General features: G+C 72.5%; 24 protein-coding genes and 1 pseudogene. 11 read left to right on the forward strand and 14 right to left on the reverse strand.

All coding sequences use genetic code 11. The features are described from left to right. Positions 1 to 166 precede the first annotated feature (166 nt). Entirely contained in the window at positions 167 to 1,084 is a 918-nt protein-coding gene (gene ltnD / locus FV226_RS20545; protein ID WP_147764344.1) for an L-threonate dehydrogenase, read from the reverse strand. 42 nt (positions 1,085 to 1,126) lie between these two features. Beyond that, positions 1,127 to 2,443: an MFS transporter gene (locus FV226_RS20550; RefSeq protein WP_147754050.1), complete on the reverse strand. Its 1,317-nt coding sequence runs from the start codon at positions 2,441 to 2,443 to the stop codon at positions 1,127 to 1,129. 168 nt (positions 2,444 to 2,611) lie between these two features. Here FV226_RS20550 and FV226_RS20555 point away from each other — a divergent pair, with 168 nt between their 5' ends. Both FV226_RS20555 and FV226_RS20560 read left to right on the forward strand, forming a co-directional pair. Then, positions 2,612 to 3,619 (forward strand): LacI family DNA-binding transcriptional regulator, encoded by a 1,008-nt coding sequence (locus FV226_RS20555; protein ID WP_147764345.1) that lies wholly within the window; start codon positions 2,612 to 2,614, stop codon positions 3,617 to 3,619. A gap of 24 nt (positions 3,620 to 3,643) precedes the next feature. Further along, complete coding sequence (locus FV226_RS20560) at positions 3,644 to 4,318, forward strand: aldolase (protein ID WP_147764346.1); 675 nt, start codon at positions 3,644 to 3,646, stop codon at positions 4,316 to 4,318. Between the two features lie 63 nt (positions 4,319 to 4,381). Here the strand turns inward: FV226_RS20560 and FV226_RS20565 are convergent. From FV226_RS20565 to FV226_RS20580, 4 genes and pseudogenes are all read right to left on the reverse strand, one after another. After that, a pseudogene (locus tag FV226_RS20565) lies at positions 4,382 to 4,681 on the reverse strand (GIY-YIG nuclease family protein). Positions 4,682 to 4,731: 50 nt separating this feature from the next. Then, positions 4,732 to 5,445, reverse strand: coding sequence for a ligase-associated DNA damage response endonuclease PdeM (gene pdeM, locus FV226_RS20570; protein ID WP_147764357.1), 714 nt, complete (start codon positions 5,443 to 5,445; stop codon positions 4,732 to 4,734). Positions 5,446 to 5,477: 32 nt separating this feature from the next. Further along, positions 5,478 to 8,093, reverse strand: coding sequence for a ligase-associated DNA damage response DEXH box helicase (locus FV226_RS20575; RefSeq protein ID WP_187278809.1), 2,616 nt, complete (start codon positions 8,091 to 8,093; stop codon positions 5,478 to 5,480). Between the two features lie 41 nt (positions 8,094 to 8,134). Next, positions 8,135 to 9,091: an alpha/beta hydrolase gene (locus tag FV226_RS20580; protein ID WP_147764359.1), complete on the reverse strand. Its 957-nt coding sequence runs from the start codon at positions 9,089 to 9,091 to the stop codon at positions 8,135 to 8,137. Positions 9,092 to 9,323: 232 nt separating this feature from the next. On the opposite strand from FV226_RS20580, the gene FV226_RS20585 reads away from it, so the two are divergent. Both FV226_RS20585 and FV226_RS20590 read left to right on the forward strand, forming a co-directional pair. Continuing rightward, positions 9,324 to 9,665 carry a DUF6460 domain-containing protein gene (locus FV226_RS20585; RefSeq protein WP_147764347.1) on the forward strand — a complete coding sequence of 114 codons (342 nt, stop codon included), beginning with the start codon at positions 9,324 to 9,326 and terminating at the stop codon, positions 9,663 to 9,665. 77 nt (positions 9,666 to 9,742) lie between these two features. Next, a complete protein-coding gene (locus FV226_RS20590; protein WP_147764360.1) occupies positions 9,743 to 11,020 on the forward strand; it encodes an MATE family efflux transporter in 1,278 nt (425 codons plus the stop codon). 22 nt (positions 11,021 to 11,042) lie between these two features. Here the strand turns inward: FV226_RS20590 and FV226_RS20595 are convergent, their stop codons facing one another. After that, positions 11,043 to 11,372, reverse strand: a complete 330-nt coding sequence (locus FV226_RS20595; protein ID WP_187278808.1) for a hypothetical protein — start codon at positions 11,370 to 11,372, stop codon at positions 11,043 to 11,045. A gap of 200 nt (positions 11,373 to 11,572) precedes the next feature. Between FV226_RS20595 and FV226_RS20600 the strand changes: the two genes are divergently transcribed. From FV226_RS20600 to FV226_RS20610, 3 genes are all read left to right on the forward strand, one after another. Next, positions 11,573 to 12,457 carry a CoA ester lyase gene (locus tag FV226_RS20600; RefSeq protein WP_147750328.1) on the forward strand — a complete coding sequence of 295 codons (885 nt, stop codon included), beginning with the start codon at positions 11,573 to 11,575 and terminating at the stop codon, positions 12,455 to 12,457. A gap of 202 nt (positions 12,458 to 12,659) precedes the next feature. Next, complete coding sequence (locus FV226_RS20605; RefSeq protein WP_147764362.1) at positions 12,660 to 14,735, forward strand: M48 family metallopeptidase; 2,076 nt, start codon at positions 12,660 to 12,662, stop codon at positions 14,733 to 14,735. Positions 14,736 to 14,762: 27 nt separating this feature from the next. Continuing rightward, positions 14,763 to 15,296, forward strand: a complete 534-nt coding sequence (locus FV226_RS20610) for a hypothetical protein (RefSeq protein WP_246685688.1) — start codon at positions 14,763 to 14,765, stop codon at positions 15,294 to 15,296. Positions 15,297 to 15,324: 28 nt separating this feature from the next. On the opposite strand, the gene FV226_RS20615 is transcribed toward FV226_RS20610, so the two are convergent. From FV226_RS20615 to FV226_RS20625, 3 genes are read right to left on the reverse strand one after another with little or no spacing between them, the layout of a single operon-like run. After that, positions 15,325 to 16,110: a class I SAM-dependent methyltransferase gene (locus FV226_RS20615; RefSeq protein ID WP_147764348.1), complete on the reverse strand. Its 786-nt coding sequence runs from the start codon at positions 16,108 to 16,110 to the stop codon at positions 15,325 to 15,327. Between the two features lie 59 nt (positions 16,111 to 16,169). After that, a complete protein-coding gene (locus tag FV226_RS20620; protein ID WP_147764349.1) occupies positions 16,170 to 16,493 on the reverse strand; it encodes a hypothetical protein in 324 nt (107 codons plus the stop codon). Next, the gene (locus tag FV226_RS20625) at positions 16,490 to 18,799 is read right to left on the reverse strand and encodes an FdhF/YdeP family oxidoreductase (RefSeq protein ID WP_147764350.1); all 2,310 of its coding nucleotides are present in this window, start codon (positions 18,797 to 18,799) and stop codon (positions 16,490 to 16,492) included. The genes FV226_RS20620 and FV226_RS20625 overlap by 4 nt, the downstream gene beginning before the upstream one ends. A gap of 161 nt (positions 18,800 to 18,960) precedes the next feature. Between FV226_RS20625 and FV226_RS20630 the strand changes: the two genes are divergently transcribed. After that, the gene (locus tag FV226_RS20630) at positions 18,961 to 19,242 is read left to right on the forward strand and encodes a hypothetical protein (protein WP_147764351.1); all 282 of its coding nucleotides are present in this window, start codon (positions 18,961 to 18,963) and stop codon (positions 19,240 to 19,242) included. 71 nt (positions 19,243 to 19,313) lie between these two features. Here FV226_RS20630 and FV226_RS20635 read toward each other — a convergent pair whose 3' ends face one another. After that, entirely contained in the window at positions 19,314 to 20,405 is a 1,092-nt protein-coding gene (locus FV226_RS20635; protein ID WP_147764352.1) for a quinone-dependent dihydroorotate dehydrogenase, read from the reverse strand. Beyond that, positions 20,402 to 20,749 carry a DUF952 domain-containing protein gene (locus FV226_RS20640; RefSeq protein WP_147750332.1) on the reverse strand — a complete coding sequence of 116 codons (348 nt, stop codon included), beginning with the start codon at positions 20,747 to 20,749 and terminating at the stop codon, positions 20,402 to 20,404. Before FV226_RS20640 ends, FV226_RS20635 begins: the two co-directional genes overlap by 4 nt. Before the next feature lie 199 nt (positions 20,750 to 20,948). On the opposite strand from FV226_RS20640, the gene FV226_RS20645 reads away from it, so the two are divergent. The 3 genes from FV226_RS20645 to FV226_RS20655 all read left to right on the forward strand — a co-directional run bounded on the left by FV226_RS20645 (position 20,949) and on the right by FV226_RS20655 (position 24,161). Further along, the gene (locus FV226_RS20645; protein WP_147764353.1) at positions 20,949 to 21,581 is read left to right on the forward strand and encodes a helix-turn-helix transcriptional regulator; all 633 of its coding nucleotides are present in this window, start codon (positions 20,949 to 20,951) and stop codon (positions 21,579 to 21,581) included. Between the two features lie 344 nt (positions 21,582 to 21,925). Continuing rightward, entirely contained in the window at positions 21,926 to 23,017 is a 1,092-nt protein-coding gene (locus tag FV226_RS20650; RefSeq protein ID WP_147750334.1) for an ATP-binding protein, read from the forward strand. Between the two features lie 160 nt (positions 23,018 to 23,177). After that, positions 23,178 to 24,161 carry a TIM44-like domain-containing protein gene (locus FV226_RS20655; protein ID WP_147764354.1) on the forward strand — a complete coding sequence of 328 codons (984 nt, stop codon included), beginning with the start codon at positions 23,178 to 23,180 and terminating at the stop codon, positions 24,159 to 24,161. A gap of 34 nt (positions 24,162 to 24,195) precedes the next feature. Here FV226_RS20655 and rsmA read toward each other — a convergent pair whose 3' ends face one another. Together rsmA and pdxA are read right to left on the reverse strand one after the other, a co-directional pair. Continuing rightward, positions 24,196 to 25,059, reverse strand: a complete 864-nt coding sequence (gene rsmA / locus FV226_RS20660; RefSeq protein WP_147764355.1) for a 16S rRNA (adenine(1518)-N(6)/adenine(1519)-N(6))-dimethyltransferase RsmA — start codon at positions 25,057 to 25,059, stop codon at positions 24,196 to 24,198. 286 nt (positions 25,060 to 25,345) lie between these two features. Beyond that, a complete protein-coding gene (gene pdxA, locus FV226_RS20665; RefSeq protein WP_147764356.1) occupies positions 25,346 to 26,464 on the reverse strand; it encodes a 4-hydroxythreonine-4-phosphate dehydrogenase PdxA in 1,119 nt (372 codons plus the stop codon). Between the last annotated feature and the right edge of the window lie 11 nt (positions 26,465 to 26,475).

Below are 26,475 nucleotides of genomic sequence, written 5' to 3' on the forward strand. Positions count from 1 at the left end.
CCCTTGCCCCACCCCATTCCCTCATCCTGAGGTGCCGGAGCGAAGCGGAGGCCTCGTAGGAGCCCTCCAGGGATGACGGCGGGTTCTGGAGGGCTCCTTCGAGGCCCGCCGAGGCGGGCACCTCAGGATGAGGTGGCGGATCGGACAATCGAACGCCGACGGATGCTCAGCTCTTCGCCGCCGGCAGGGTCGCGCCCGAGACCTGGGCGTAGAGCCGCGCGACGGAGGAATCGTCGTCGCGGCCCATGCCCGAGCCGGAGGCCATCAGGAACATCTGCAGGGCGGCGGCCGCCACCGGCACGGGGTACTTCTCGACGCGGGCCATGTCCTGCACGATGCCGAGGTCCTTGACGAAGATGTCGACCGCGCTCTTCGGGCCGTAGTCGCCGTCGAGCACGTGCGGCATCCGATTCTCGAACATCCACGAATTGCCGGCCGACTTGGTGATGACCTCGTAGACGCGCGCGAGGTCGAGGCCCTGCTTGGCGGCGAAGCTCATCGCCTCGCACGCCGCGGCGATGTGCACGCCGGCCAGCAGCTGGTTGATCATCTTGAACGCCGCGCCCTGGCCGGCCGCGTCGCCGAGCTCGTAGAGCGTACCGGCCATCGCATCGAGGGCGGGACGGGCCGCATCGAAGGCGGCTTGCGTGCCCGAGGCCAGGAAGGTCAGCGCCCCGTCGGCGGCGCGCGCCGCGCCCCCGCTCATCGGCGCGTCGAGGTAGTGGCGGCCGCTCGCCTCGAGGCGGGCGGCGAGGCGCCGAGCGACCGCCGGGTCCATGGTCGCGGAGGAGACGAACACCGCGCCCTCCGGCATCGCCGCCGCGGCGCCGTCCTCGCCGAACAGCACGGTCTCGGTCTGGGTGGCGTTGACGACGACGCAGATGACCACGCCCGCCCCCTCGGCCGCCTCCGCCGGGCTCGCCACGCCGCGCCCGCCGGCCGCCGAGAAGCGGGCGACGGCCTCGGGGTTCACGTCGCAGGCCGCGACCGTGAAGCCGGCGCGCAGCAGCGAGGCCGCCATGCCGAAGCCCATCGAGCCGAGCCCGATCACAGCGGCGTGGCGGGCGGAGGAGGTTGCTGTCATCGCGGATGTCCGGTTGGGGCCTTGGGCGGCGGGTGCCGGGGTCTAGCGGTTCACCAGGCCCTTGGGCGTCACGAAGGTCGCGATCGAACCGAGCACCAGCATCGCGGCGAGGGCGTACATGCCGGTGGCGGTGTTGCCGCTGTAGTCCTTCAGGGCGCCGATCACGTAGGGGCTGGCGAAGCCCGCGAGGTTGCCGACCGAGTTGATCAGCGCGATGCCGGCGGCGGCGCCCGCACCCGAGAGGAAGGCGGTGGGCAGCGACCAGAACAGCGGCGCGCAGGTGAGCACCCCGCCGGCCGCCACCGAGAGCGCCATGATCGCGATCGTGGTGCTGCCGGCGGTGGCCGCGACGACGAAGCCGACGGCGCCGCAGAGCGCCGGCACGATCAAGTGCCAGCGCCGCTCGCGCATCCGGTCGGCGCTGCGTCCGAGCAGGATCATCACGAACACCGCGAACAGGAACGGGATCGCGCTGATGAGGCCGATGTTGAGGTTGCCCTGCACGCCGGTGGATTTCACCAGGGTCGGCATCCAGAAGGTCAGGCCGTACTGGCCGGTGACGAAGCAGAAGTAGATGAAGCTCATGAACCAGACGCGGCCGTTCTTGAACACGGTCGCGATCGAGTGCGGGCTCGTCTCCTTGCCGACGTTGTCGGCGGCGATGTCGCGCTCGATCACCGCCTTCTCGGCGTCGTTCAGCCACTTGGCCTCGGAGGCGCGGTTGTCGAGGTAGAAGAACACCGCGACGCCGACCAGCACCGCCGGCACCGCCTCGATCACGAACATCCACTGCCAGCCGGCCAGGCCGTGCGCGCCGTTGAACGCGTCCATGATCCAGCCCGAAAGCGGGTTGCCGAAGATGCCCGAGACGGGGATCGCCGCCATGAACACGGCGATGACCTTGGCGCGGCGATGGGCCGGGAACCAGGCCGTCGTGTAGAGGATCACGCCCGGGTAGAAGCCGGCCTCGGCGAGCCCGAGCAGGAAGCGCATGATGTAGAAGGTGGTCGCCGAGTTCACGAACAGGAACGCGCCCGAGATGATCCCCCAGGTGACCATGATCCGGGCGATCCAGATCCGTGCGCCGACCTTGTGGAGGATCACGTTCGAGGGCACCTCGAACAGGAAGTATCCGATGAAGAACACGCCCGCGCCGAAGCCGTAGACCGTCTCGCTGAAGCCGAGGTCCTGGGACATCTGCAGCTTGGCGAAGCCGACGTTCACCCGGTCGAGGTAGGCGACGACGTAGCAAAGCATCAGGAACGGCACGAGGCGCCAGAACACCTTCGTATAGGTCTGCTCGACCAAGTCCTTCGACGGCACGGCGCTGCCCGGCAGCACGGCGGCTGGTGAACTCATGGCGTCCTCCAAGGCCGACGTCTTGGCGCGTCGGCGTCATGATTGATTCTGCGCCGTGATGCGGCGCTTGGATTCTGCCTAAAGTATTTTGGCAGCGCTGCCAATCGAGTTGCGGGTGACAGCGATGCTCGATATGTCGCTTCTGATCTCGCCGCGCGAAGGGCCACCATGAACCTGCATCGGCGCCTCGTGACGCTGGCGGACGTCGCCCGGGAATCGGGGTTCGGCGAGAGCACCGTCTCGCGGGTGCTGCGCAACCAGGGCTCGTTCTCCAAGCGCACCGCCGACCGCGTGGCCGAGGCGGTGGCCAAGCTCGGCTACGTGCCGAACCGCCTGGCCGGGTCGCTGGCCGGCAACGCGGCGTCGGCCGGCTCGCAGCTCGTCGGCATCGTGATCCCGTCACTCGCCAACATCGTCTTCCCCGACCTGCTGCGCGGGCTGACGGGGGCGCTCGACCGCACCGGCTTCCAGAGCGTGATCGGCGTCTCCGACTACGATCCCGACCGCGAGGAGGCGCTGGTCGCCGCCCTGCTGTCGTGGCGCCCGGCCGGGCTCGTCCTCACCGGTCTGGAGCATAATCCCGACACCGTGGCGCTGCTGCGCGCCGCCGGCATACGCGTCGTCGAGATGATCGACACGGACGGGCCGGGCCTCGACCTCGTCGTCGGCTTCTCCAACCGGGCGGTCGGCGAGGCCAGCGCCGCGCACTTGCTGGCGCGGGGCTACCGCCGCATCGGCTATGTCGGCCACGACATCTATCGCGACCTCCGGGCGGGCAAGCGGCTCGCGGGGTGCGAGGCGGCCCTGCAAGGCACGGGGCACGGGCTGATCGACCGCGAGATCGTGGCCGAACCGTCCTCCGCTACGGCGGGGCGGGCGGCGCTCGACCGGCTGCTCGACCGCACGCCGGACCTCGACGCCGTGTACTTCTCCAACGACGACATGGCGCTCGGCGGCTACTTCTGCTGCCTGGCGCGCGGGTGGTCGATCCCGCACCGGCTCGCGCTGTTCGGCTACAACGGCCTCGACATCACCGCGGCGATGCCGCAGCCGCTCTCGACGATCCGCACGCCCCGGCTGCGGATCGGCGAAATCGCCGCCGAGCGTCTGGCGGCGGGCGGACCGGCCGAGACGATCGACCTCGGCTTCGCGCTGGTCGCGGGCGCGACCGCATGAGGGATCGGGCATGAGGGATCGGGCATGAGCGAGTCGAAGCAGCGCGAGGACATCTGCCGCCACGGGCGCTCGCTGTTCGAGCGCGGCCTGACGCCCGGCTCCTCGGGCAACATCTCCCTGCGCCTGCCCGACGGCGGCTGGCTGGTGACGCCGACCAACGCCTCGCTCGGCTTCCTCGATCCGGCCCGGATCTCGCGCCTCGACGCCGCGGGTCGGGTGGTCTCCGGCGACAAGCCGACCAAGGAGATCCCGCTGCACACCGCGCTCTACGAGAGCCGCGCCGAGGCTCGCGCCATCGTCCACCTGCACTCGACCCACGCGGTGGCGGTGTCGATGCTGCCCGAGATCGACCCGAAGGCGGTGCTGCCGCCGCTGACGCCGTACTACCTGATGCGCACCGGCGGCACGGCCCTCGTGCCGTACTACCGCCCCGGCGATCCCGCGGTGGCCGATGCGATCCGGGGTCTGGCGGGGAAGTACGCCTCCGTGCTGCTCGCCAACCACGGCCCGGTGGTGGCCGGCGAGAGCCTGGAGGCCGCCGTCTTCGCCACCGAGGAGCTGGAGGAGACGGCCAAGCTCTACCTGCTCCTGCGTAACCTCAACCCGCGCCAGCTCAGCCCGGCCCAGGTCGCCGACCTGGTCTCGCATTTCGGGCTGACGCTGCCGGAGCATGATGGGCACGCGCACGGCTGTTCATGATCTTCACGCCATCCCCGTCATTCCGGGGCCGCGCAGCGGAGCCCGGAATGACGGGGTGGTGTTTCAAAGCCCCGTCCAGCCCGCAAGCGTCGGATAGAGGTCCGACCATTCGGGATTGAAGTCCTCGATGAGTCGGACCTTTCAGTCGCGACACCACTTCTTGAGCGCCTCCTCGCGGTCGATCGCGTCGACGATCCGATCGTAGAGTTCGTACCAAACGAGGCGATTCACGTCGTAGGTCGCAGTGAACCTGCGATATCTCTTCGCCCTGTGCTCATGAACACGACGAGCAAGGTCGTTTGTCACGCCGAGGTAGAGGGTGCCATGCCGACGGCTGGCAAGCAGGTATACGGCACTCGGCATGTCCGACGACGGTATCGGTTTCGATGCTCAAGAGCAGTATCGCGCACATCTCAATCCTTCGAGAGCATCCCGCGCCCGATGGAGAACACCCGCCCGTCGCCCAGCAAGTGTGCGGTGATGTCCTTGGAAAACAGCGGCTCAAACGCCGCGTCGCGGACGTTGAGGCCCCCGGCGTAGGCGCCGAAGGCCGGCATCACCAGGCGGGTTCCGTCGGTGACGAAGCAGCGGCGGCGCACCGCCCGGCCGCGCATCGCGACCTTGCCGCAGGGATGCAGGTGGCCGGCGACCTCGCCGGGCGCCGCGCCCGGGGTCGGCTCGTGGCGCAGCGTCAGGCCGCCGAGCCGCAGCACGTCGGCGTAGCGCCCGCCGACGCCCTCGCTCACCGCGGCGTCGTGGTTGCCGGCGATCCAGACCCAGTCGCGGCCCTGCTGCAGCGCCGCGACCATCGCCCGGTCGCCCGGCTCCATCCGCTCCGGCCCGCGCGCGTCGTGGAAGCTGTCGCCGAGCGCCACGATGCAGGCCGGGTCGAAGCGGGCTACGGCCTCGTGCAGGCAGGCCAGGGTCTCGCGGGTGTCGTAGGGCGGCAGGAACTGGCCGGTGCGGGCCGCATACGCCGAGCCCTTCTCCAGGTGGAGATCGGACACGATCAGGGTGCGGTGCGCGGGCGCCCACAGGCCGCCGCACAAATCGAGGGTGAGAACCTCGCCGGCGAGCGTCAGGCCGGGGGATTTTTGAGTCTTCTCGAGTCTCAGGCCGAGCGCCAAGATGGTGTCCTCGTCGGTGGGGAAGGGGGCCGTCACCCCAGCGCCTCTTCGAGAAGCTGGGCCTCGGCCTCGGCCAGGATCTCGTCGGCGCCCTCGCCGTAGACCCGTTCCCGCCCGATCTCCAGCATCACGGAGACCGAAAGCGGCGAGACGCGGTCGAGGGCCTTGTGGGTGATTCGCCCCTGGATGCGCTCCAACATCATGCCGAGCCGCCTCACGTCGAGGAGTCCGGTTGCCGCATCCTGGCGCGCGGCGCGCATCAGCAGGTGGTCGGGCTGGTGCTTGCGCAGCACGTCGTAGATCAGGTCGGTGGAGATCGTCACCTGCCGCCCGGTCTTCTTCAGCCCGGGATGGCGGCGCTCGATCAGCCCGGCGATGACCGCGCATTGGCGGAAGGTGCGCTTCATCATCGAGGATTCGTCGAGCCAGGCTTCGAGGTCGTCGCCGAGCATGTCCTGCGCGAACAGGTCTTCGAGGAAGCGGGGCTCCAGCGCGATCCGCTCGGAGAGGTCGCGGGTCATGAAGATCGCGATGCCGTAATCGTTGGCGGCGAAGCCCAGCGGCCGCAGGCGGGCGCGCTCCAGCCGCCGTGTCAGCAGCATGCCGAGCGTCTGGTGCGCGAGCCGGCCCTCGAACGGGAAGGCAGTGAGGTAGTGGCGCCCCGCGCGCGGGAAGGTCTCGACCAGGAGGTCGCGCTCGCCCGGCAGCAGCGACCGGCTGCGCTGGAGCAGCAGGTAGTCGGCGACCTGCCGCGGCAGCCGGTCCCATTCGAACGGGTCGGCGATGATCGCGCGCACGCGCGCAGCGAGGTAGGTCGAGAGCGGGAACTTCGAGCCGGCATAGGAGGGGATCGCCGGGTCGGTGCCGGGCCCGGCGCGGGTGGCCATCGCCTCGTCCTCGGCCAAGCCCTCGAAACGGAGCACCTCGCCGGCGAACAGGAAGGTGTCGCCCGGCGTCAGGGTGTCGGCGAAATCCTCCTCGATCTCGCCGAGCACCCGGCCGGTCTTCGGCAGCACCGTGCCGGGCTTGCCGCGCAGCGAGCGGGCGAGCCGGACCTTCACCTTCGCCGCCTCGACGATGGTGCCGACGTTCATCCGGTAAGCTTGCGCGACGCGCGCGTCGCGCACCCGCCACAAGCCGTCCGGCCCGCGCAGGATCTTGGCGAAGCGCTCGTAGGCGCGCATTGCGTAGCCGCCGGTGGCGACGTAGTCGACGACCGCCTCGAAATCCTCCCAGGACAGGGTCGCGTAGGGGGCGGCCGAGATCACCTCGTCGTAGAGCGCCACCGGGTCGAACGCGTCGGCGCAGGCCATGCCGAGCACGTGCTGGGCGAGCACGTCCGGCGCGCCGAGGCGGGCGTCGGGCGTGTCCTGCGCCGCCTCCTCGACGGCATCGAGCGCCGCACGGCATTCGAGGATCTCGAAGCGGTTGCCGGGGACGAGGTAGGCCTTCGACGGCTCGTCCATGCGGTGGTTGGCGCGCCCGATCCGCTGCATGATCCGGCTCGCGCCCTTCGGCGCGCCGACGTTGATCACGAGGTCGACGTCGCCCCAGTCGATGCCGAGGTCGAGCGTCGCGGTGCAGACGATGGCGCGAAGCGAGCCCGCCGCCATCGCCGCCTCGACGCGGCGGCGCTGGGTGGCGTCGAGCGAGCCGTGGTGGAGGGCGATCGGCAGCACGTCGTCGTTGAGGCGCCACAGCTCCTGGAAGGTGTACTCCGCCTGGAGACGGGTGTTGACGAAGACAAGCACCGTGCGGTGCGCCCGGATCAGGTCGTAGATCGCCGGCATGGAATGCCAGGCCGTGTGCCCGGCAAGCGGCAGGGTCTTGCCGATGTCGAGCAGGTGCAGGTTCGGCGCCGCCCCGCCGCGCACGACGACGAGGTCGGCCATGGGGCTCGACGCGCTCCCTCTCCCAGGGGGAGAGGGTTGGGGTGAGGGGCGTGCCGTATCCGGAGGGGCCACGCCCCTCATCCTGTCCTTCTCCCCCTGGGAGAAGGGACCTGCGCCGTCACCGGTATCCGGGTCCGATTCGGAGAGCGCGTTCTGCGGCACGAGATACTGCCGCAGCGCGTCCGGCTCGCGCACCGTCGCCGACAGGCCGATCGCGGCGAGGCCGGGGCTGAGCCGGTGCAGGCGGGCCAGCGCGAGCGACAGCAGGTCGCCGCGCTTCGAGGTGACCAGGGCGTGGAGCTCGTCCAGCACCACGCAGCGCAACTGGGAGAAGAAGTCCGCCGCCTCGCGGTGCGCGATGAGGAGGGCGAGCTGCTCCGGCGTGGTGAGCAGGATGTCCGGCGGGCGCTCGATCTGGCGGGTGCGCTTGTGCGCCGGGGTGTCGCCGGTGCGGGTCTCGATCCGCAGCGACAGGCCGATGCCCTCCACCGGTGCCTCGAGGTTGCGCGCGATGTCGACCGCAAGCGCCTTCAGCGGCGAGATGTAGAGCGTGTGGAGTTTTCGCTCGGACGGCTTCGCCCGGCTCTCCGACAGGGCGACGAGGCTCGGCAGGAAGCCGGCGAGCGTCTTGCCGGCGCCGGTCGGGGCCACGAGCAGCGCCGAGCGGCCGGCGCCCGCGATGCGCAGCAACTCGAGCTGGTGCGTCCGCGGCGTCCAACCCCGCGCGGAAAACCACGCGGCGAAGGCCGGCGGCAGGACGCCCGGGTCGGCCGTTTTCCCAGGCCCCTTGCGCCCGCTCAGGCGAGCGCCATCAGGAAGCGGTCGATCAGCTCCAGCGCCCGCTCGGACATCGCGCCGGGATAGCGGATGAAGACGTGGCAGCCACCGGCATAGACCGCCGTGTGGCCGCCGTTGCCGGCCGCGGCCCAGCGGCCGGACATGTAGAGCGTGTCGTCGAGCAGCGGGTCGCAGGTGCCGACCGTGAATAGCGCCGGCGGCAAGCCCTTGAGGTCGGCGTAGATCGGCGAGACGTCCGGCCGGCGCCGGTCGATGCCGTCGCGGACGTAGCCGTTGGCGAAGGCGGTCAGGTCGGTGGTGTTGCAGACGAGGCGCTCGTCGCCCCAGTTGCGCACCGACGGGGTCAGCCCGAGGTCGAAGAAGCCGGCGTTGAGGTTCGCGCCGCGGAAGGCGCGCGGCAGCGCGTGCCGGTCGCGCAGGCGCAGCAGCACCATCACCGCGAGGTGCGCCCCGACCGATTCGCCGCCGATCGTCAGCGCCGTGACGCCGAACTCGGCCTTGCCCGGCCCCGCGAGCCAGAGCGCGGCCGCCTCGCAATCGAGGAGGGCGGCCGGATAGGGATGCTCGGGGGCGAGGCGGTAATCGACCGAGAGGCAGATGAAGCCGCAGGTGTCGGCGATCCGCTCCAGCCACGGGTCCTGCTCGTCGGCCGAGCCCCAGACCCAGCCGCCGCGATGGATGTGCAGGTAGGCTCCGCGCAATTTCACGCCGGCCCGCGGGCGGATCACCCGGAGATCGAGAGGGCCGCCGGGGCCCTCGATCGTCATCGTCTCGGCGCGGGTGCTGCGCGGCATCGCCGGCGAGGCGGGCGTGCCGGCGCGGCGCCGGGCGCGCACCTCGGCGATCGGCAGCGACCACGGGTCGGCCTGCGCCGCGTGCGCGGCGACGATCTCGGCGTTGAGCCGCTTGGTCTCCGGATCGATCGTCGCCGGGTCGAACAAGGCGTGGTCGATCATGGGGCGTTTCGTCTCTTTACGCGTCTCTTGGGGCAACGCGGCGCGCGGGCGGAGGGCGTCGGCGAATCCCGCGCGCATCTTGGCGCGCCGGGGCCGCATTGCCATCTCGTCCCGGGCAGCGAAACCGCCTAACGCCCGAATCACCATCCGGTTTCGCCGCCGGTGTGGTGCATCCGTCACGGTTCCGCCGGCTTCGGGCGGTTGGAAGGGCGTCGTCCTCCGAGGAATGTCGATGATCGTCGAGCACGACCCCCGCCGCCAGGGTCAGAACCATACGGGTGCGTCCTACCGCGAGGCGCCGGGTTATCGCGCCTCGGCTATGCGCCGCTTCCTCGGCGGGTCGCCGGCCGCGGTGTTCCTGCGGCTGCTGTTCCTGTCGGTGCTCGTCGGCGCCTTCATGGCGATGCTCGGGCTCACGCCCGCGCGCCTGTTCTGGCAGGTCTACGATTCGGCCCGCGCGCTCGTCGACCTCGGCCTCGCCACGTTCCACGATTTCGGCGGGTGGATCCTGGCCGGCGCCATCGTGGTGGTGCCGCTCTGGCTGATCTCGCGTCTGTTCGCGGTCTCGCGGTAACCCCACCGCGATCGGGAGCCCGCGTGACCCCACCCCTTCCCATCACCGGGCGGCGCGTCCTCGCGCTCGCCCTGCCGATGACCATCGCCAACGTCACGACGCCGATGCTGGGCTTCGTCGGCGCCACGGTGATCGGGCGGTTGGGCGACGCCGCCCTGCTCGGGGCGATCGCGCTGGGCGCCGTCATCTTCGACGCGCTGTTCTGGTCGTTCGGCACCCTGCGGATGGCGACCGCCGGCCTCACCGCGCAGGCGGTCGGCGCGCGCGACGCCGCTGAGGTCGACCGGACGCTGGCGCGCGCCCTCGCGGCCGGGCTCGTCGCGGGGATCGTCCTCGTCGTCCTGCAGGGGCCGATCGCGGCGGCGGCCTTCCGGATCACCGGCGCGAGCCCCGCGGTGATCGCCGGGCTCGCCACCTACGTCCACATCCGCATCCTCTCGGCGCCGTTCGCGCTGGCGAACTACGCCGTGCTCGGCTCGGTGCTCGGGCGCGGCCGCACCGATCTCGGCCTGCTGCTGCAGGTGGCGATCAACGTCGTGAACATCGGCCTGACGCTGGCCCTGGTGCTCGGCCTCGACCTGAGCCTAGCCGGCGCCGCCCTCGCCACGGTGATCGCGGAAGCCGCCGGCCTGGCTCTCGGCCTCGTGATCCTGGTGCGCCTCGGCTCGAAGCCCTGGCGGGTGCCGTGGTCCGAGATCCGAGACCCCGTCGCCCTGAAGCGGACGCTCGCGGTCAACGGCGACGTGATCGTGCGGACGCTGGCGCTCGTGTCGGGCATCGTGCTGTTCTCGGCGCTCGGCGCACGCCAGGGCGACGCGGTGCTCGCGGCCAACGCGGTGTTGTGGAATCTCTTTCTGATCGGCGGGTTCTTCCTCGACGGCTTCGCCACGGCCGCCGAGGCCCTATGCGGGCAGGCGGTGGGCGGGCGCGACGCCGGCGGGTTCCGCAAGGCGTCGGCGCTGTCGCTGGGCTGGTGCCTCGGCTTCGGCCTCGGCGTGAGCCTGCTGGCGCTGTTCGGGGGCCACGCCTTCATCGACTTCGTCACCACGAGCGAGCCGGTGCGCGCGGTGGCGCGGCGCTACCTGCCGCTGGCGGCGGCCGCCCCCTTCGTCGCGGCGCTGCCCTTCGCCTACGACGGCATCTACATCGGCGCGACCTGGACGCGGGCGATGCGCAACCTGATGCTGGCCGCGCTCGCCGCCTATTGCGCCACCCTGGTCCTCGTCCAGGGGCTGCAGCTCGGCAATGCCGGCCTGTGGCTGGCCTTCCTGAGCTTCCTCGGCGCGCGCGGCATCGGGCAGGCCCTGGCCTATCCGGGCCTCGCCCGGCGGACGTTTTCGCCCGACCGCGCCTGAAGCTGCGGCTGAGCTAACCGCCTCAGCGCGGGTCCTTCCATGTGGTCGGCGCGGCGGGGGCCGGCGGCAGCGCCTCGACCCGGCGCTGAACGCTGCGCCGGGCCGGCGCCTCCGCGCGCCGGTGGCGGACGAGGCGGGCGCGCCGCATCCGCGGGCGTCGGGCGCGCTCGGTCGAGGAGCCGACGACGCCCCCGATCACCGCGCCCGCCACCGCCCCGATCGGGCCGCCGACGAGGGCGCCCGCAACCGCGCCGGAGCCGACGCCGACCACCGTGTTGCTGGCGGCAGAGGCGGCGCCGGGCAGGGCGAGGCTGGAGGCCAGCATCAGTCCGAAAAGCGTGCGTCGCAGCATGGGGATGACCTTCGAAATCCGTGGCGTTTCCCCGCCCTTGGCCGCGGAAGGTGACCAAAGCGGGGCTCCGCCGTTGCGCGGACGGCACGGTGCCTCCGGTTTCGATCGCGGCGGAATCTCGGAGTTTCGTCGCCGCGGCCCCTGGCAAGGCGAGTGCATTGCGGTAGGGTCGCGGACTTTTCTACGGGGTGACTCGCCGAATGTCCGATCTCCGCCTCCGCCGCAGCGTCCTCTACATGCCGGGCTCGAACCAGCGTGCGCTCGACAAGGCCAAGACCCTGCCGGCCGACTGCCTGATCCTCGACCTGGAGGATGCGGTCTCCATGGAGGAGAAGGACCTCGCCCGCGAGCAGGTCTGCGCCGCGGTCAAGAGCGGCGAATACGGCGACCGCGAGCTGATCATCCGCGTCAACGCCCCCCAGACGCCGTGGGGCGAGAAGGACCTGCGCGCCGCGATCGAGGCGCGGCCCGACGCGATCCTGATGCCGAAGGTGTCCTCGCCGGCCGTGCTGGAGAGCATCGCCGACCACCTCGAGGCCCTCGACGCGCCGGACGGCATCGCCGTCTGGGCGATGATCGAGACGCCGGCCGCGATCCTGAACATCCAGGACATCGCCCGCGCCAGCCGCGACCGGCGTACCCGGCTCACCTGTTTCGTGCTCGGCACCAACGACCTCGCCAAGGACACCTGGGCCCAGCTCGTTCCCGGCCGCGTGCCGATGCTGCCGTGGATGATGTTCACCCTCGCCGCCGCCCGCGCCTCCGGGCTCGCGATCCTCGACGGCGTCTGGAACGACATCGGCGACGTCGAGGGCTGCCGCGCCGAGTGCCGCCAGGCGCGCGACCTCGGCTTCGACGGCAAGACGCTGATCCACCCGAACCAGCTCGAGCCGGCCAACACCTCCTTCGCCCCGACCGAGGAGGAGGTGCGCCGCGCCCGCCTCGTGCTCGAAGCCTTCGACCGGCCCGAGAACGCCAAGCGCGCGGCGATCAAGGTCGAGAACCGCATGTACGAGCGCCAGCACGTCGGCATGGCCAAGCGCGCGGTGACGTGGTCCGAGGCGATCAAGGCCAAGGGGCAATAGCAACAAGGGCCAGTAGCGCCGAGGGCCGGTCGGTCGGAAGCGCGTCGCGCGGGGGCGCCGTTCGGCCTCGTCCCGTCATGGCCGTCGGCTGCGGCGCGCGCCCTCGTCCCTCGTCTCCCGCAAGGAGGTTCTCATCGCTCAGACGACGATCACGCCCCCGCCACGGCGCCTGCGCGCGCTGGTGGGCCTCGTGGCGGCCACGGTGCTGCTGCCGTTCCTCGTGATGCTGCTCGGCCTCTGGGAGGGCCGGCGTGCCGACGACGACTGGGCCGCGTTCGCGGCCGAGCATCGCCACCTCTCCGCGATCGTCGCCGACCTGGAGGCGCGGACGCCGCGCGACGGGCGCGTCGACTACACCCTGCAGTTCCGCAAGGGCGGCCAGACCTACGGCGGCCCCCTCGCCCTGGACAAGGCGCGCGACGCGCGCGGCGAGGTCGCGACCATGACCACGCTAATGGATTGGCGCCGCAGCCTGCCGCCGGTGGTGGTCGTGGGCGGCGGGCTCGCGGCGGCGCTCTCGATCCTGGTGCTGCTCACCGGAGCCGTCCTCGGGCTGGTCGGGCGCACCTCGCGCGACGCGCTCGTGGGCGGGTTCTCCCTGGTGCGCAAACTCCTGCCGGCGGCGCTGGCGCTGCAGATCGTGGCGGCCACCGCCGGGTTCGTCGCCGCCGTGATCTTCGAGGCGGGGATGCTCGCCCAGTCCGGCTTCGACGGCGGCGCGCTGAAGCTGCTCGGCGTCGCCGCCGTGGCGGTCGGCGCGACCGTGATCGCGGCGGCGAGCACCCTGTGGGGCCTGCGCCGCGCGCTCGCCGCCTTCGAGCCCGACCCGCTGCCGATCCTCGGCCGCCCGGTCTCGGCCGCGGAGGCGCCGGGGCTGTGGCGCCTCACCGAGGGGCTCGCCGACCGCCTCGGCGCGCTCAAGCCCGAAGCCGTCGTGGTCGGCCTCACCGGTGGATTCTTCGTCAGCGCCGGCCCCGCCCTGCTGCAGCCCGGCGGCGAGCGCCTGGCCGGCCGGATCCTCTACCTGCCGCTGCCCTACCTCGCCCTGATGCGGGGCGACGAGGTCGCGGCGATCATCGGCCACGAGCTCGCCCACTATGCCGGCGGCGACACCGCCTACAGCCAGCGCTTCCTGCCGATCTATGCCGGCGTCGGGCGCTCCCTCGACGCGGTCGCGGCCGGCCACCAGGGCTCGCTCGGCCTGCTCGGCCCGTCGTTGCGCCTCGGCGTGTTCGTGATGGAGCGCTTCCACCTCGCCGTGCGCCATTGGAGCCGGGCGCGCGAGTTCGCGGCGGACGCTGCCGGCGCCGGCCTGACCACGGCCGAGGCCTCCGCGCGGGCGCTGCTGCGTACCGGTGCCGTGCAGCCGCGCATCGCCGAGACCCTGGACGCCGCCGCCGAGGCGCCGGCTTCCGCGCCCTCAGACCTCGTCGCCGCCGTGCTCGACCGCGCGGTCGCGCAGGGCCTCGACGACCCGGCCGCCCACCTGGAGGCGGAGCAGGCCCACCCGACCGACACCCACCCGCCGACCCGCGAGCGCGTGGCGGCGCTCGGCGTGCCGCTCGGACCCGACCTGCTCGCCCTGGCCGCGACGGCGCCGCCCGCGCACGCCCTCAGCCAGCTCGGCGCCTACTTCGCCGACCCGGCCGGCCTGTGCCGGGCGGCGACGGCCGACTTCCTCGGCGTGGTCCGCGAGCACGAGGCGGCCGTGCGGGCCGACCTGGAGACGGCGGCGGCAGGCGTCGCCGCCGAGGACCAGGTGCTGCGCGACAACAGCCGCCCCGGCGCCTTCGTGCTCGTCGGCGCGGCCGTCCTGTTCGGCCTCGCGGCGCTCGGCCTCGCGATCTTCGGCTTCCCGAGTCTCTCGGCGCGGGAGGCCGGCTACTTCGCGGTCGTCGTGCTCGTGCTCGGCGCGATCCTCGGGGCTTTGGGCGGCTACCGGCTCTGGCGCGGCGAGCGGGTCACCCTGATCCTGCGCCCCGACGGGCTGGAGGTGCCGGGGCTCGATCGGTCTATCGCCTGGGAGGCGATCGCCGACCTCGACATCAGCGTGAACCAGACCGGCATCGCCACGCGCCTGCTGCTGCCGCCGGAGGCGCCGTTCCCGGTCCGCGTGCCCGGCGGGCGCGGCGTGAAGCTCGACGCCAAGCGCCGCATCGTCACCTTCGCCCTCGGCCTGCCCCGCCGGACGACGCCGCAGGACTTCGTCGACCTGCTCGGCCGCTACCAGGTCGCGGCGCAGGCGCGTCGCCTCCTGGCCCAGGCCGAAGCCGCCTGATCCGAAACCCGGACCCTTTGAGGCTCGATGACCGCATCGCCCGACCGCACCGGCCCCTCGACCGGCCCTGCCACGAACGCTTCGCAGGCCCCCCTGCGGCTGCCGCCGGCCAGCGGCGGCTGGCGACAGACCCTTTGGGTCCTGCTCGGCGTCGCCGGCTTGTGCGGCGTCCTGGTGGCCTGCGCCCTCTATACGGCGCCGGCGGTGCTGTCGGATTGGCAGGTGCGCGAGGCGGCCCAACCCGTCCCCGACGCGCGGGTGAGCGACGGGCGGTGCAGCACCAAGCTGGTCGTCCACATCTGCGACGCGACCCTGAGCCTGTCCACGCCCAAGGGCGCGGTGACGCGCCGGGTGAACTACGTGTTCACGGGCGTGCACCTCGGCGATTACAGCATCAGCGTCATGGCCGACCCGGCCCGCCCCGACCTCGTCACCACCGATCTCGGCCTCGACCGCCTGGTGAACCGCACCATCACCCTCGTGGTCGTGCTCCTGGCGACGTTCGCCACCATCGTGGCGGCGCTCGTTGCGCTCGTCCGCAACCGGCGCGCGGGGGCCTGACGGCGACGGCCGGCGACGGCCCGTCCGTTCACGCGGCCGCCGGCCGGTCCGCTGCCGTGCAGTGGAACGCCACCGTCTCGTAGGGGTAGCGGACGCTGTCACGCCCGGCCAGCTCCGGCGTGGCGGCGATCAGCGCCCGCACCGCGGCGGCCACGGCCGCCCTTTCGTCGGTGGGCAGGGCGGCGATGAAGCTTACCGAGAGCGCGCGGCCGACGACCACGTCCTCGGCCGGCCCTTCGTGGTGGTGGGGCAGGCGCCGCTCGTGCAGGGGCCCGAAGCCCGCGGCCGGGAACGCCGCGCGCCAGGCTCCCGTGCGATAGCGCGGCGTGTCGTCCTCGTAGGCGTCGACGATCCGCGTCAGGTCCGCGACCCAGGGCACGGATTCGTCGCGCACGTTCCAGACCAGCCCGAGCGTGCCGCCGGGGCGCAGCACGCGGCGGATCTCGGCGAGCGCCGCCGCTGTGGCGAACCAGTGGAAGGACTGCGCGCAGACCACCGCGTCGACCGCGCCGTCGGCGAGCGGGATCGCCTCCGCATGGCCGGGATGCGCTTCGACGCCGGGATTGCACTGGACGAGCTGCGCCCGCATGGCGGCGACCGGCTCGACGGCGACGACGCGGGCGCCGGTCTCCGTCAGGCGCGGGGTGAACTTGCCGGTCCCCGCGCCGAGGTCGAGCACGGTGCGCCCGGGACCGACCCGAAGGTCGCCGCGCAGCCAGCCGTCCAGCGCCGGCGGATAATCCGGTCGGCCGCTGACGTAGGTGTCGGCCTGGGCGGCATAGCCGGCCGCGGCCGAGCGGTGGATCGTCTCCATCCCGAGCCCTCGAATTCTTCGAACGCAGCCCACCGGACGTGTCGCCCCGGGAGCGTGCGTCAAGCCGGGTCGGCCTCCGCGGCGGCGACCAAGGCGGCGCCGTCCTCGGTCAGCGCATAGTGGGCGCGGCTCGACCGGGCGTCGCGCCGGCCGACCGCGACGAGGCCCGCCTCGTCCAGGGCGGCGACGGCGCGCAGGGCGTGGGCGTGGGCGACGTCGAAGGCCTTGGCGAGGCTGCGGCTGTCGGCGACCGCGCCGACGAAGGCCGCCGCCAGTAAGACCGCCTCGATCGGTTCGAGGCCGGGCCGCCGCCGCGCGACCGCCTCGACCAGCGTGAGGAACGCCGTCTCGTCGGCCGCGCTCGCGTCGTCGGCCGTGCTCAAGCCGCCGCGGCCGCCACCGTCCGCGGGCACACGGTGACCAGAACCGACTTCGAGGTCGGCGTGTCGCTCTCGGCGCCGAAGGTCGAGAGCGGCACCAGCACGTTGAGCTCGGGGTAGTAGCCGGCCAGGCTCCCGCGCGGCATGTCGAACGGCACCAGGCGGAAATCCTCGGCGATGCGCGACGTGCCGTCCGCGTGCAGGCCGACCACGTCGACCCGCTCACCGAAGCTTTGGCGCAGGGTGACGAGGTCGTCGGGGTGGCAGAAGATCACCCGGCGCTCGCCGTAGACGCCGCGGTAGCGGTCGTCGAGGCCGTAGATCGTGGTGTTGTACTGGTCGTGGCTGCGGAAGGTCTGCAGCACGAAGGTGTTGTCGGCCCCCGCTGCGACTTGGTGCTCGGTGGCCGCGGGCAGCGCGTCCGCCGAGAAGTTCGCGCGGCCGGTGGCGGTCTCGAACACGCGCTCGGCGGCGAGGTTGCGCAGCATGAAGCCGCGCGGGCGCCGGACTCGGACGTTGTAGCCGGCAAACCCCGGTACCGTGCGCTCGATCCGGTCGCGGATGCGGTCGTAATCCTCGGCCATCGCCGCCCAGTCGATCCGGTCTGAGCCGACGGTGGCCGCCGCCATGCCCGCGATGATCGCGATCTCCGAGCGCAGCTCCTTCGAGGCCGGCTTGTTGATGCCGCCCGAGCCGTGGACCATGCTCATCGAATCCTCGACGGTCACGATCTGGGTCTTGCCGGCGGCGTTCCGGTCGATCTCGGTGCGCCCGAGGCAGGGCAGCACGTAGCCGACCCGGCCCGGCACGAGGTGCGAGTGATTGAGCTTCGTCGCGATGTGGACCGTGAGCTCGCAGGAGGCCAGCGCCTTGGCCACCAGGGCCGTGTCCGGCGTGGCGCGGGCGAAGTTGCCGCCCAGCCCGATGAAGGCCTTCGCCGTGCCGTCGAGCATCGCGCCGATGGCGGCCAGCACGTTGTGGCCGTGCCGGCGCGGGGCGGCGAAGCCGAACTCGCGCTCAAGCGCGTCGAGGAAGGCGACCGGCGGCTTCTCGTTGATGCCGACCGTGCGGTCGCCCTGGACGTTGGAGTGGCCGCGCACCGGGCAGAGGCCGGCGCCCGGGCGGCCGATGTTGCCGCGCAAGAACATCAGGTTGGCGATCTCGCGCACCGTCGCCACCGAGTGGCGGTGCTGGGTCACGCCCATCGCCCAGGTCGCGATCGACTTCGACGAGGTGATGTAGATCTCCGCCACCTCTTCGAGGATGGCGCGCGACAGGCCGGACTGGTCCTCGATCGCGTCCCAGCCGGTCGCGTCGACCGCCGCGCGGTAGGCGGCGAGCCCTTCGGTGTGGCTGGCCAGGAAGGCGCGGTCGAGCACCGAGGGACGGCCGGCGGCGAGGGCCGCGTCGTCGGCGGCGAAGACCGCCTTGGCGATGCCGCGGAAGGCGGCCATGTCGCCGCCGAGCCGCGGCTGCAGGTAGTGGCTCGCGATCGGCCGGCTCGCGCCGCGCAGCATCTCGACGGTGTTCTGCGGGTCGGCGAAGCGCTCCAGCCCGCGCTCGCGCACGGGGTTGAACACCACCACCTTGGCGCCGCGCTCGGCGGCCTTGCGCAGGTCGGCGAGCATCCGCGGGTGGTTGGTGCCGGGGTTCTGCCCGACGACGAAGATCGCGTCCGCCTTCTCGAAATCCTCCAGCAGCACCGTGCCCTTGCCGACGCCGATGGCGTGCGCGAGGCCGATGCCGCTGGCCTCGTGGCACATGTTCGAGCAGTCGGGGAAGTTGTTGGTGCCGTAGGCCCGGGCGAACAGCTGGTAGAGGTAGGCCGCCTCGTTCGAGGCGCGGCCGGAGGTGTAGAACTCGGCCTGGTCCGGGTGGTCGAGGCCGCGGAGCGTCGCGCCGATCTCGGCGAAGGCCGCGTCCCACGACACCGCGACGTAGCGGTCGCTGGCTGCGTCGTAGCGCATCGGATGGGTGAGGCGGCCCTCGCCCTCGAGGGCGTAGTCGCTCCAGCCGCGCAGCTCGCTCACGGTGTGGCGGGCGAAGAACTTCGGCGGGGTGCGCTTGTCGGTGGCCTCCCACGAGACCGCCTTCACGCCGTTCTCGCAGAACTCGAACGACGAGCCGTGTTCCGGGTCGCCCCAAGCGCAGCCGGGGCAGTCGAACCCGTCCGGCTGGTTCGCCTTCAGCAGGGCGCGGGCGCCCGAGAGCGGGGAGCGGCTGCCGAGGAGGTGCTTGCCGCAGCTCTTCAGCGCGCCCCAGCCACCGGCGGCCGAGGAACGCTTGGGCGTGCTGACGGGGTCGGTCATGACGAGGCCTGGATCGAGGTTCGCGCGTGGCGATCACGCACTTGCGAGATAAGAGACCGCGCGGGTGCTTCTCAATCGTGTCTCGACGCACCCCCCTCATGCGTCCGGCACGCGCGCATTTTTAACGGTTCTCGTTTCCCGGGGGCGGCAAAGGACACGCGATGCAGGCACGGGTTCGGGTTCTCGCGGCGTTGGCGGCCGGATGCGCCGTCGGGGTCGCGATGATGGCCAACGATCATGCCCGCGACGCCGGCTGGGCCGTCACCGCGAACCAGATCGCCGACGCGCGGGCGTATGGGAAGCCGGGGGTCGAGATCGCCCCAGGCCGCTTCGTGTCCGAGCCGCTCCCGAGCGAGCACGCCGCTTTGCTGCCGGTGAAGTGGCTGCTGCTCGGTGCCGCCGCCGCCGGCGCGGTGTTCGTCGGAACGAGACGGCGGGGGTGAGCTGACTTTCCGCCGCGGCCCCCGACCTCGCGCCTCTTTCATTCCCTGCAGAGGGGGGAGGAAAGAGCGCGTCACGCCTCCCGCGCCAGCGCCTTCGCGTCGCGCCCGACCACGCCGGCGAGGCTCGTCAGCCCCTCCGATCGCATCCGCTCGACCAGGCCGCGCTTGATCGTGCCGACGAGGCCGGGGCCTTCGTAGACGAGGGCCGAGTAGAGCTGGAGAAGGCTCGCGCCGGCGCGGATCTTGGTCCAGGCGGTCTCGGCCGAGTCGACGCCGCCGACGCCGACCAGGGGCAGCCGGTCGCCGACGCGCAGGTAGGTCTCGGCCAGCATCCGCGTCGAGGCCGAGAACAGCGGCCGGCCGGACAGGCCCCCGGTCTCGCCCGCGAGCGCCGTCTCGGCGAGGGAGGCCGGCCGCGCCACCGTGGTGTTCGAGACGACGAGCGCCTGCACCCCGCGGCTAACCGCCGTGGCGCAGATCGCGTCCAGGGCGTCGAGGGTGATGTCGGGGGCGATCTTCAGAAGGATCGCGGCCTTCTCCGATCCGATCCGGGCGGCGGCCGCGTCGCGGGTCGCGACCACCCGGGCGAGCAGGTCGTCGAGGAAGGCCTCGCCTTGCAGGTCGCGCAGGCCCGGCGTGTTGGGCGACGAGACGTTGACGGTGACGAAGTCCACGAGCGGCGCGAGCCGCCCGGTGCAGGCGACGTAGTCGGCGAGCCGGTCGACGGCCTCCTTGTTGGCGCCGATGTTGACCCCGACGATCCCCGGCCGCCCGGCCCGCGCGCGCAGGCGGTCGGCGACCACGTCGAGGCCGGCGCTGTTGAGGCCGAAGCGGTTGATCACCGCCCGGTCCCGCGGAAGCCGGAACACCCGCGGGCGCGGGTTGCCGGGCTGGGGCTTGGGCACCACGCCGCCGACTTCGACGAAGCCGAAGCCGAAGCCAAGCAGCGCGTCGGCCGCCTGCGCGCCCTTGTCGAAGCCCGCCGCCAGGCCGACCGGGTTCGGGAACCGGCGGCCGAACGCCTCGACCGCGAGGCGGGAATCGTCGGCGGGCGGCGTGCGCGGCGGCATCAGGCTGAGCGCGCGAACGGTCAGGTTGTGCGCGTGCTCGGCGTCGAGGCCGTGCAGCGCCGGGCGCAGCAGCGGAAATAGGGCGCCGATCATGCCGGGATCTCCGCCGGCAGCACGTGCGCGCCGTCCGGCCCGAGCGGCATCGGGCTCACGCGGCGCACCGCGTCGAGGGGCAGGTCGCCGTAGAGATGCGGAAACAAGTCGCCGCCGCGCGAAGGCTCGTAGCGCAGCGCCGGACCGAGCGCTTCGGCGTCGACGGCGACGAGCAGGAGCCCGTCGCGACCGGAAAAATGCCGCCGCGCGGTCTCGGCCACCTGCTCGGCTGTGGAAAAGTGGATGAAACCGTCGGCCCGGTCGATCTCGGCGCCGACGAAGCGACCGAGGGCTTCCGCCTCGCGCCACAGCCTCTCGGGACAGATCTTATAGATCGACGTCATCGGCGCACCCGCTTTTCGATGCGCCGTCGATAGGGCGCCGGGCGGTTCCCTGGCAACCGTCCGGCAACCATCCCGACGGTTGTAACGGCCTCCGGGAGGCGTGGATTAGCCATTCGGCCGATTGCCTTTCTCGATCCGTAGTTCTACTTTCCTACAACTAGGCCGTGCGTCTCTGCGGTCGTCTTCGCCTTGGTCCCGCATGCTGTCCCACGAGCAGATTTGGAATGCCATCGACCGTCTGGCCGAGCGGCACGGCTTCTCCCCATCCGGCCTCGCCCGACGTTCCGGGCTCGACGCCACCAGTTTCAACCGGTCCAAGCGCGTCGGCGTCGACGGACGCAAGCGCTGGCCCTCCACCGAGTCGGTGTCCAAGGTCCTAGCCGCCACCGGCGCCAGCCTCGATGACTTCCTTAGGTTGATCGAGGCCCGCGAGGGGCCGCCGCGCGCCACCGTGCCGCTGATCGGCCTGACCCAGGCCGGCGCCGGCCGCCAGTTCACCGACGAGGGCATGCCGACCGGCGGCCCCGGCTGGGAGGAGATCGAGTTTCCCGATCTCGGCGAGGAGCGCGCCTTCGCCCTGGAGGTGCAGGGCGAGTCGATGCTGCCGCTGTTCCGCGACGGCGACGTGCTGATCGTCTCGCCCTCGGCCGGCGTCCGCAAGGGCGACCGCGTGGTGGTGCGGCTGCATTCCGGCGAGGTCATCGCCAAGGAGCTGCGCCGCCGCACGGCACGCACCGTCGAGCTCGCCTCGCTCAACCCCGAGCACGACGACCGCACCCTGAACGTCGGCGAGATCGCCTGGATCGGCCGGGTGATGTGGATCCGGCAGTAGGGGGGTCGGGGGCGCTCTCGCGTTTCGCTTCCACCCTCGCTCCGTCGTCTCGCACCCGCGCCCCGTCGTCCCGGGGCTGCGCAGCGGAGCCCGGGATCGAGAGGCGCCGACGGCGCCCAACCGAGCGCAACCTACGGTCTGGGTTCCGGGCTCGATTGCGGCGCCCCGGGATCACGCGATCGTGTCGATAGGCCTTCTTTCATTCAACCTAGGTGAAAGGCCGGCACACGAACCCATCCGGTGACCGCCTCACCCCCGGGGCGCCGCTTCAGGCTTGGCCGTCCGGTCCGATGTCGCTATCGCTGAGCGGTCGGAGCCGTGGCTTCGCGAGGCCGGACGAGAGCATGGCAGAGCCCGACGCGGACGGCTTGAACGAACCGGCACCGCACGCCGGCTGGATCGCGCTGCTCGATGCCGCCGCGCCCGCCTTCCTCGCCGACCCGCGCCGGCCGGACGAGCCGATCGTCCACGCCAACCCGGCCCTGCTGGACCTCGCCGGCCTGGAGGCCGCGGCCCTGGTCGGGCGCAACGTCCGGCTGCTGGCGGCCGACCGGCGCGCCCTAGACGACGGCGCCGAGTTCCTGGCGGCGCGGGGCGACGGCACCACCTTCTGGGCGCGCGTGACGCTGCGCCCGGTCTCTGGCAGCCCCTATCGGCTGGGCCAGGTCTTCGACGTGACCCGGCGGCGCGACGCCGAGAGCGCCCTCGTGCTCTCGCGCCAACGCGAGGCCCTGGGGTTGCTCACCAACAGCGTCGCGCACGAGTTCAACAACTTCCTCCAGATCCTAATCGGCTACATCGACGGGCTGAAGCGCCGGCTCGGCGACAGCCAGGAGCCGTTCATCCAGCGGGCGATGAGCCGCTCCACCGACGCGACCGAACGCGCCGCCGTGCTCACGCGCCAGCTGCTGGCCTATTCGCGCAAGATCGCCCCCGACGTGCGCCCGATCGACCTCGACGCGCTCGTGGCCGCCACCGTGGAGCGCCTGCGGCCCGGCCTGCCCGTGGGGGTGCGCTTGGAGCTTGCCGGCACGCCCGGCCTGCCGCGGGCGATCAGCAACCCGCTGCAGGTCGAGCTGGCACTCGGCCACGTGGTCACCAACGCGTGCGAGGCGATGCCGGACGGCGGCACCATCCGGATCGAGAGTTTCCGCATCGCGCCGGGCGACCGCTCGGTGCAGCGGCCGGAGGACGGCGCCGTCGGCATCCGCATCACGGATACCGGCGCCGGCATGTCGCCGGAGATGCTGGCCCGGGCGCTCGCGCCCTTCGCCACCAGCCGCGAGGCCGGGCGCGGGGCCGGGCTCGCCATCGTGCACGGGCTGATGAAGCGGCAGAACGGCACCATCGCCCTCGACAGCCGGCCGGGGGAGGGCACGCAGGTGCGTCTGGTCTTCCCGGCGGCGCCCGAGCGGCCTGCGGCCCCCCTGCGCTGACGAATCGTCAAGGGTGACGCGAAAAACATCGCGAGGCGACGGACTAAAACACGCCGCCCGGCGTCACCATCTTATGCGTCGGCGTTCGCGCCAAGACGTTCGACGACGCCGAGGCGTCCGACGACGTCCGGGACGTTTCGAGATGACCAGGGGCCGATCGATGCTCACCTCCACCACGCGCCGCAAGCGTGCGGCGACCTTTCTGGCGCTGGCCGCCGCGTTGACGGTCGCAGCGCCCGCCGTCGAAGCCCGTCCGGGCGGCGGCGGCAGCATGGGGTCGCGCGGCTCGCGCACCTTCAACGCGCCGTCGGCCACCACGACGGCGCCGACCGCCGCGCCGATGCAGCGCACGCAGACGCAGCCCACGCCCGGCATGAACAACCCGGGCATGAGCAACCCGGGGATGCAGGCGCCGGCCGCGCGCCCCCGCTTCGGCGGCGGCTTCATGGCGGGCCTGCTCGGGGCCGGCCTTCTCGGCGCGCTGCTCGGCGGCGGCTTCTTCGGCGGGCTCGGCGGCATCGCCTCGATGCTCGGCCTGCTGCTGCAGGTCGGCCTCGTCGTGCTGCTGGTGTCCTTTGCCGTGCGCTGGTTCCGCCGCCGCAACGGCGAGCCGGCGACGGCGGGCGCGCCCTATGCGCGCTCGGGCCTCGACCCGAACGCAGCGGGGGGCAGCAACGCTGGCCCCGGCGGTGCTGCGGGCGCCGGTGGCATGCTCGGCGGCGCCCAGCGCCCGCCGCAGCAGCGCCCGGTGCAGATCGGCCCGAACGACTTCCAGTCGTTCGAGCGCCTGCTCGGCGAGGTGCAGGACGCCTATTCCCACGAGGACATGGTCGGCCTGCGCAACCTCGCGACGCCGGAGATGGCCGGCTACTTCGAGGAGGAGCTGCGCGGAAACAAGGCCCGCGGCGTCGTCAACCGCATTACGGACGTGAAGCTCCAGCAGGGCGACCTGTCGGAGGCCTGGGGCGAGGGCGCGCAGGAATTCGCCACGGTGGCGATGCGCTACACGCTCAAGGACGAGACGATCGACCGGAACACCAACCGCGTCGTCGAGACCGAGCCGGGCGAGGCGACCGAGCTCTGGACCTTCGCGCGCAACCCGGGCCGTCCGTGGATCCTCTCGGCGATCCAGCAGACCCGCTAACGCGGCACGAATCGGAGAAACGGGCCGGCGTCCCTCACGGGGCGCCGGCTTTCTTCTGCGCGTCCCACAGGTTGGCGAGCCGCACGAAGCCCGCCACCGGCACCTCCTCGGCCCGCGCGGTCTCTGCGATGCCGGCCTCGGCCAGCAGCGCGGTCGGCTCCGGCGTCAGGCTCTTCAGGCTCTGGCGCAGCATCTTTCGGCGTTGCCCGAAGGCCGCCCGCGTCACCGTTTCCAGCGCCCGCGCCCGGCAGGGCAGGGGGACGGCGCGCGGGACGATTCGGACGACGCTCGACGTCACCTTCGGCGGCGGCACGAAGGCGGAGGGCGCCACGTCGAACAGGATGTCGCTCTGCGTGCGCCAGCCGCAGAGCACGCCGAGGCGGCCGTAATCGGCGCGCTCGGTCTCGTCGGCGACGATGCGCTCGGCGACCTCGCGCTGGAACATCAGCGTAGCGCTATCCCACCACGGCGGCCAGGCCGCGTCGTCGAGCCAGCCGGTGAGCAGGGCGGTGCCGACGTTGTAGGGCAGGTTCGCCACGATCCGCGCCGGCCCGTCGCCGACGAGGGGCCGGGGGTCGAAGGCGAGGGCGTCGGCGTCGACGACCGTCAGCCGACCCGGGTAATGCGCCGCGATCTCGGCCAACGCCGGCAGCGCGCGGGGATCGCGCTCGACGGCGATCACCCGCGCGGCCCCCTCCGCGAGCAGCGCCCGCGTCAGCCCGCCGGGTCCCGGCCCGACCTCGAGCACGGTGACGCCCGCGAGCGGCCCGGCCGCGCGGGCGATGCGCCCGGTGAGGTTGAGGTCGTAGAGGAAGTTCTGCCCGAGCGCCTTCTTCGGCTCCAGCCCATGCCGCGCCACCACCTCGCGCAGGGGGGGCAAGCCGTCGGAGGCGGTCATCGGGCGGTTCGCTTGTCAAAGATCGCGAAGGCGTTGGAAGGTGCGCGCGTCCCCTCTCCCCGCGCGGGGGGAGAGGCCCGGCCGCACCTTGCCGTGCGGCCGGGAAGAGGAGGCGAAGCCTTAGCGGCGGTGAGGGGGCGCTTCCGGAAGAGCCTCAACCGGCGTCGCCCCCTCACCATCGGCTGCCGCCTCGCTTTGCCGACGACGAGGTCGGCAAAGCCCTCTCCCCGCGCGCGGGGAGAGGGGATGCGCGCGGAAGCGGGCGCACCGCCTGGCAAGGACCAGCTCACAACTCGTCCTCCGCATCGAAATGCGCGGCCGGCATCGAGCGCGGGCGGCCGACGTAGGCGTTCAGCGGAATGATGTCGGCGGTGCGGCCCGCGCCGCCGGCCCGCGCCGCCGCGGTGCGGGCGAGGCGGTCGGCGAGCCGGATCGCGGCGATCAGGCTGTCGGGGCGGGCGAGGCCCTTGCCGGCGATGTCGAAGGCGGTGCCGTGGTCCGGCGAGGTGCGCACGAAGGGCAGCCCGAGGGTGACGTTGACGCCGTCGTCGAAGGCGATGGTCTTCACCGGGATCAGCGCCTGGTCGTGGGTCGGGCACAGCGCCACGTCGTAGGTCCGTCGCGCCCGCTCGTGGAACAGCGTGTCGGCGGGAAGCGGCCCGCGGATGTCGATGCCCTCGGCGCGCAACCGCGCCACCGCCGGCGCCAGCACGTCGCGGTCCTCGTGGCCGATCGTCCCGGATTCACCCGCATGCGGGTTGAGGCCGGCGAGCACCAGCCGGGGCGCTTCGAGGCCGAAGCGCTCGGCGAGGTCTCGGGCGACGATGCGGGCGGTCTCGACCACGAGGTCCTGCGTCAGCAGCCCGGGCACGTCGCGCAGCGGCACGTGGATCGTCACCGGCACCACCGCGAGCGTCTCGCTCCAGATCATCATCACCGGGCGCGGCGGCGACCGGCCGGGGGCGACCGCGAGCGCCGCCAGGAACTCGGTGTGGCCGGGATGGGCGAACCCCGCCCGGGTCAGCACGAACTTGGCGATCGGGTTGGTGACGACCGCCGCCGCCCGGCCCGTGCGGACGAAGCCGACGGCGGCGGTGATGGACTCGATCGTCGCGCCGGCCGTAACCGAATCCGGGACGCCGGGCTCGGCGAAGGTCTCGTTCCCGCTCGGCAGCGCCACCACGGGGAGCGCCCGGGGGAACACCTCCGTCGCGGTCTCGGGGTCGATCTCGGCGACCGGCACGGCGAGGCCAAGGCAGTTCGCGGTGCGCTCGACGAAGGCCGGGTCGGCCACGAGGAAGAAGGCGGGGAGCGGGTCGGCGGGCGTGCTGGCGAGCCAGGCTGCAAGCGCCAGTTCCGGTCCGATCCCGGCAGGGTCTCCGAGCGTCAGGGCGAGGGGGAGCATCGGGGTCGGCG

The sequence above is a fragment of the Methylobacterium sp. WL12 genome (assembly GCF_008039475.1).
Taxonomy (GTDB): Bacteria; Pseudomonadota; Alphaproteobacteria; order Rhizobiales; family Beijerinckiaceae; genus Methylobacterium; species Methylobacterium cerastii.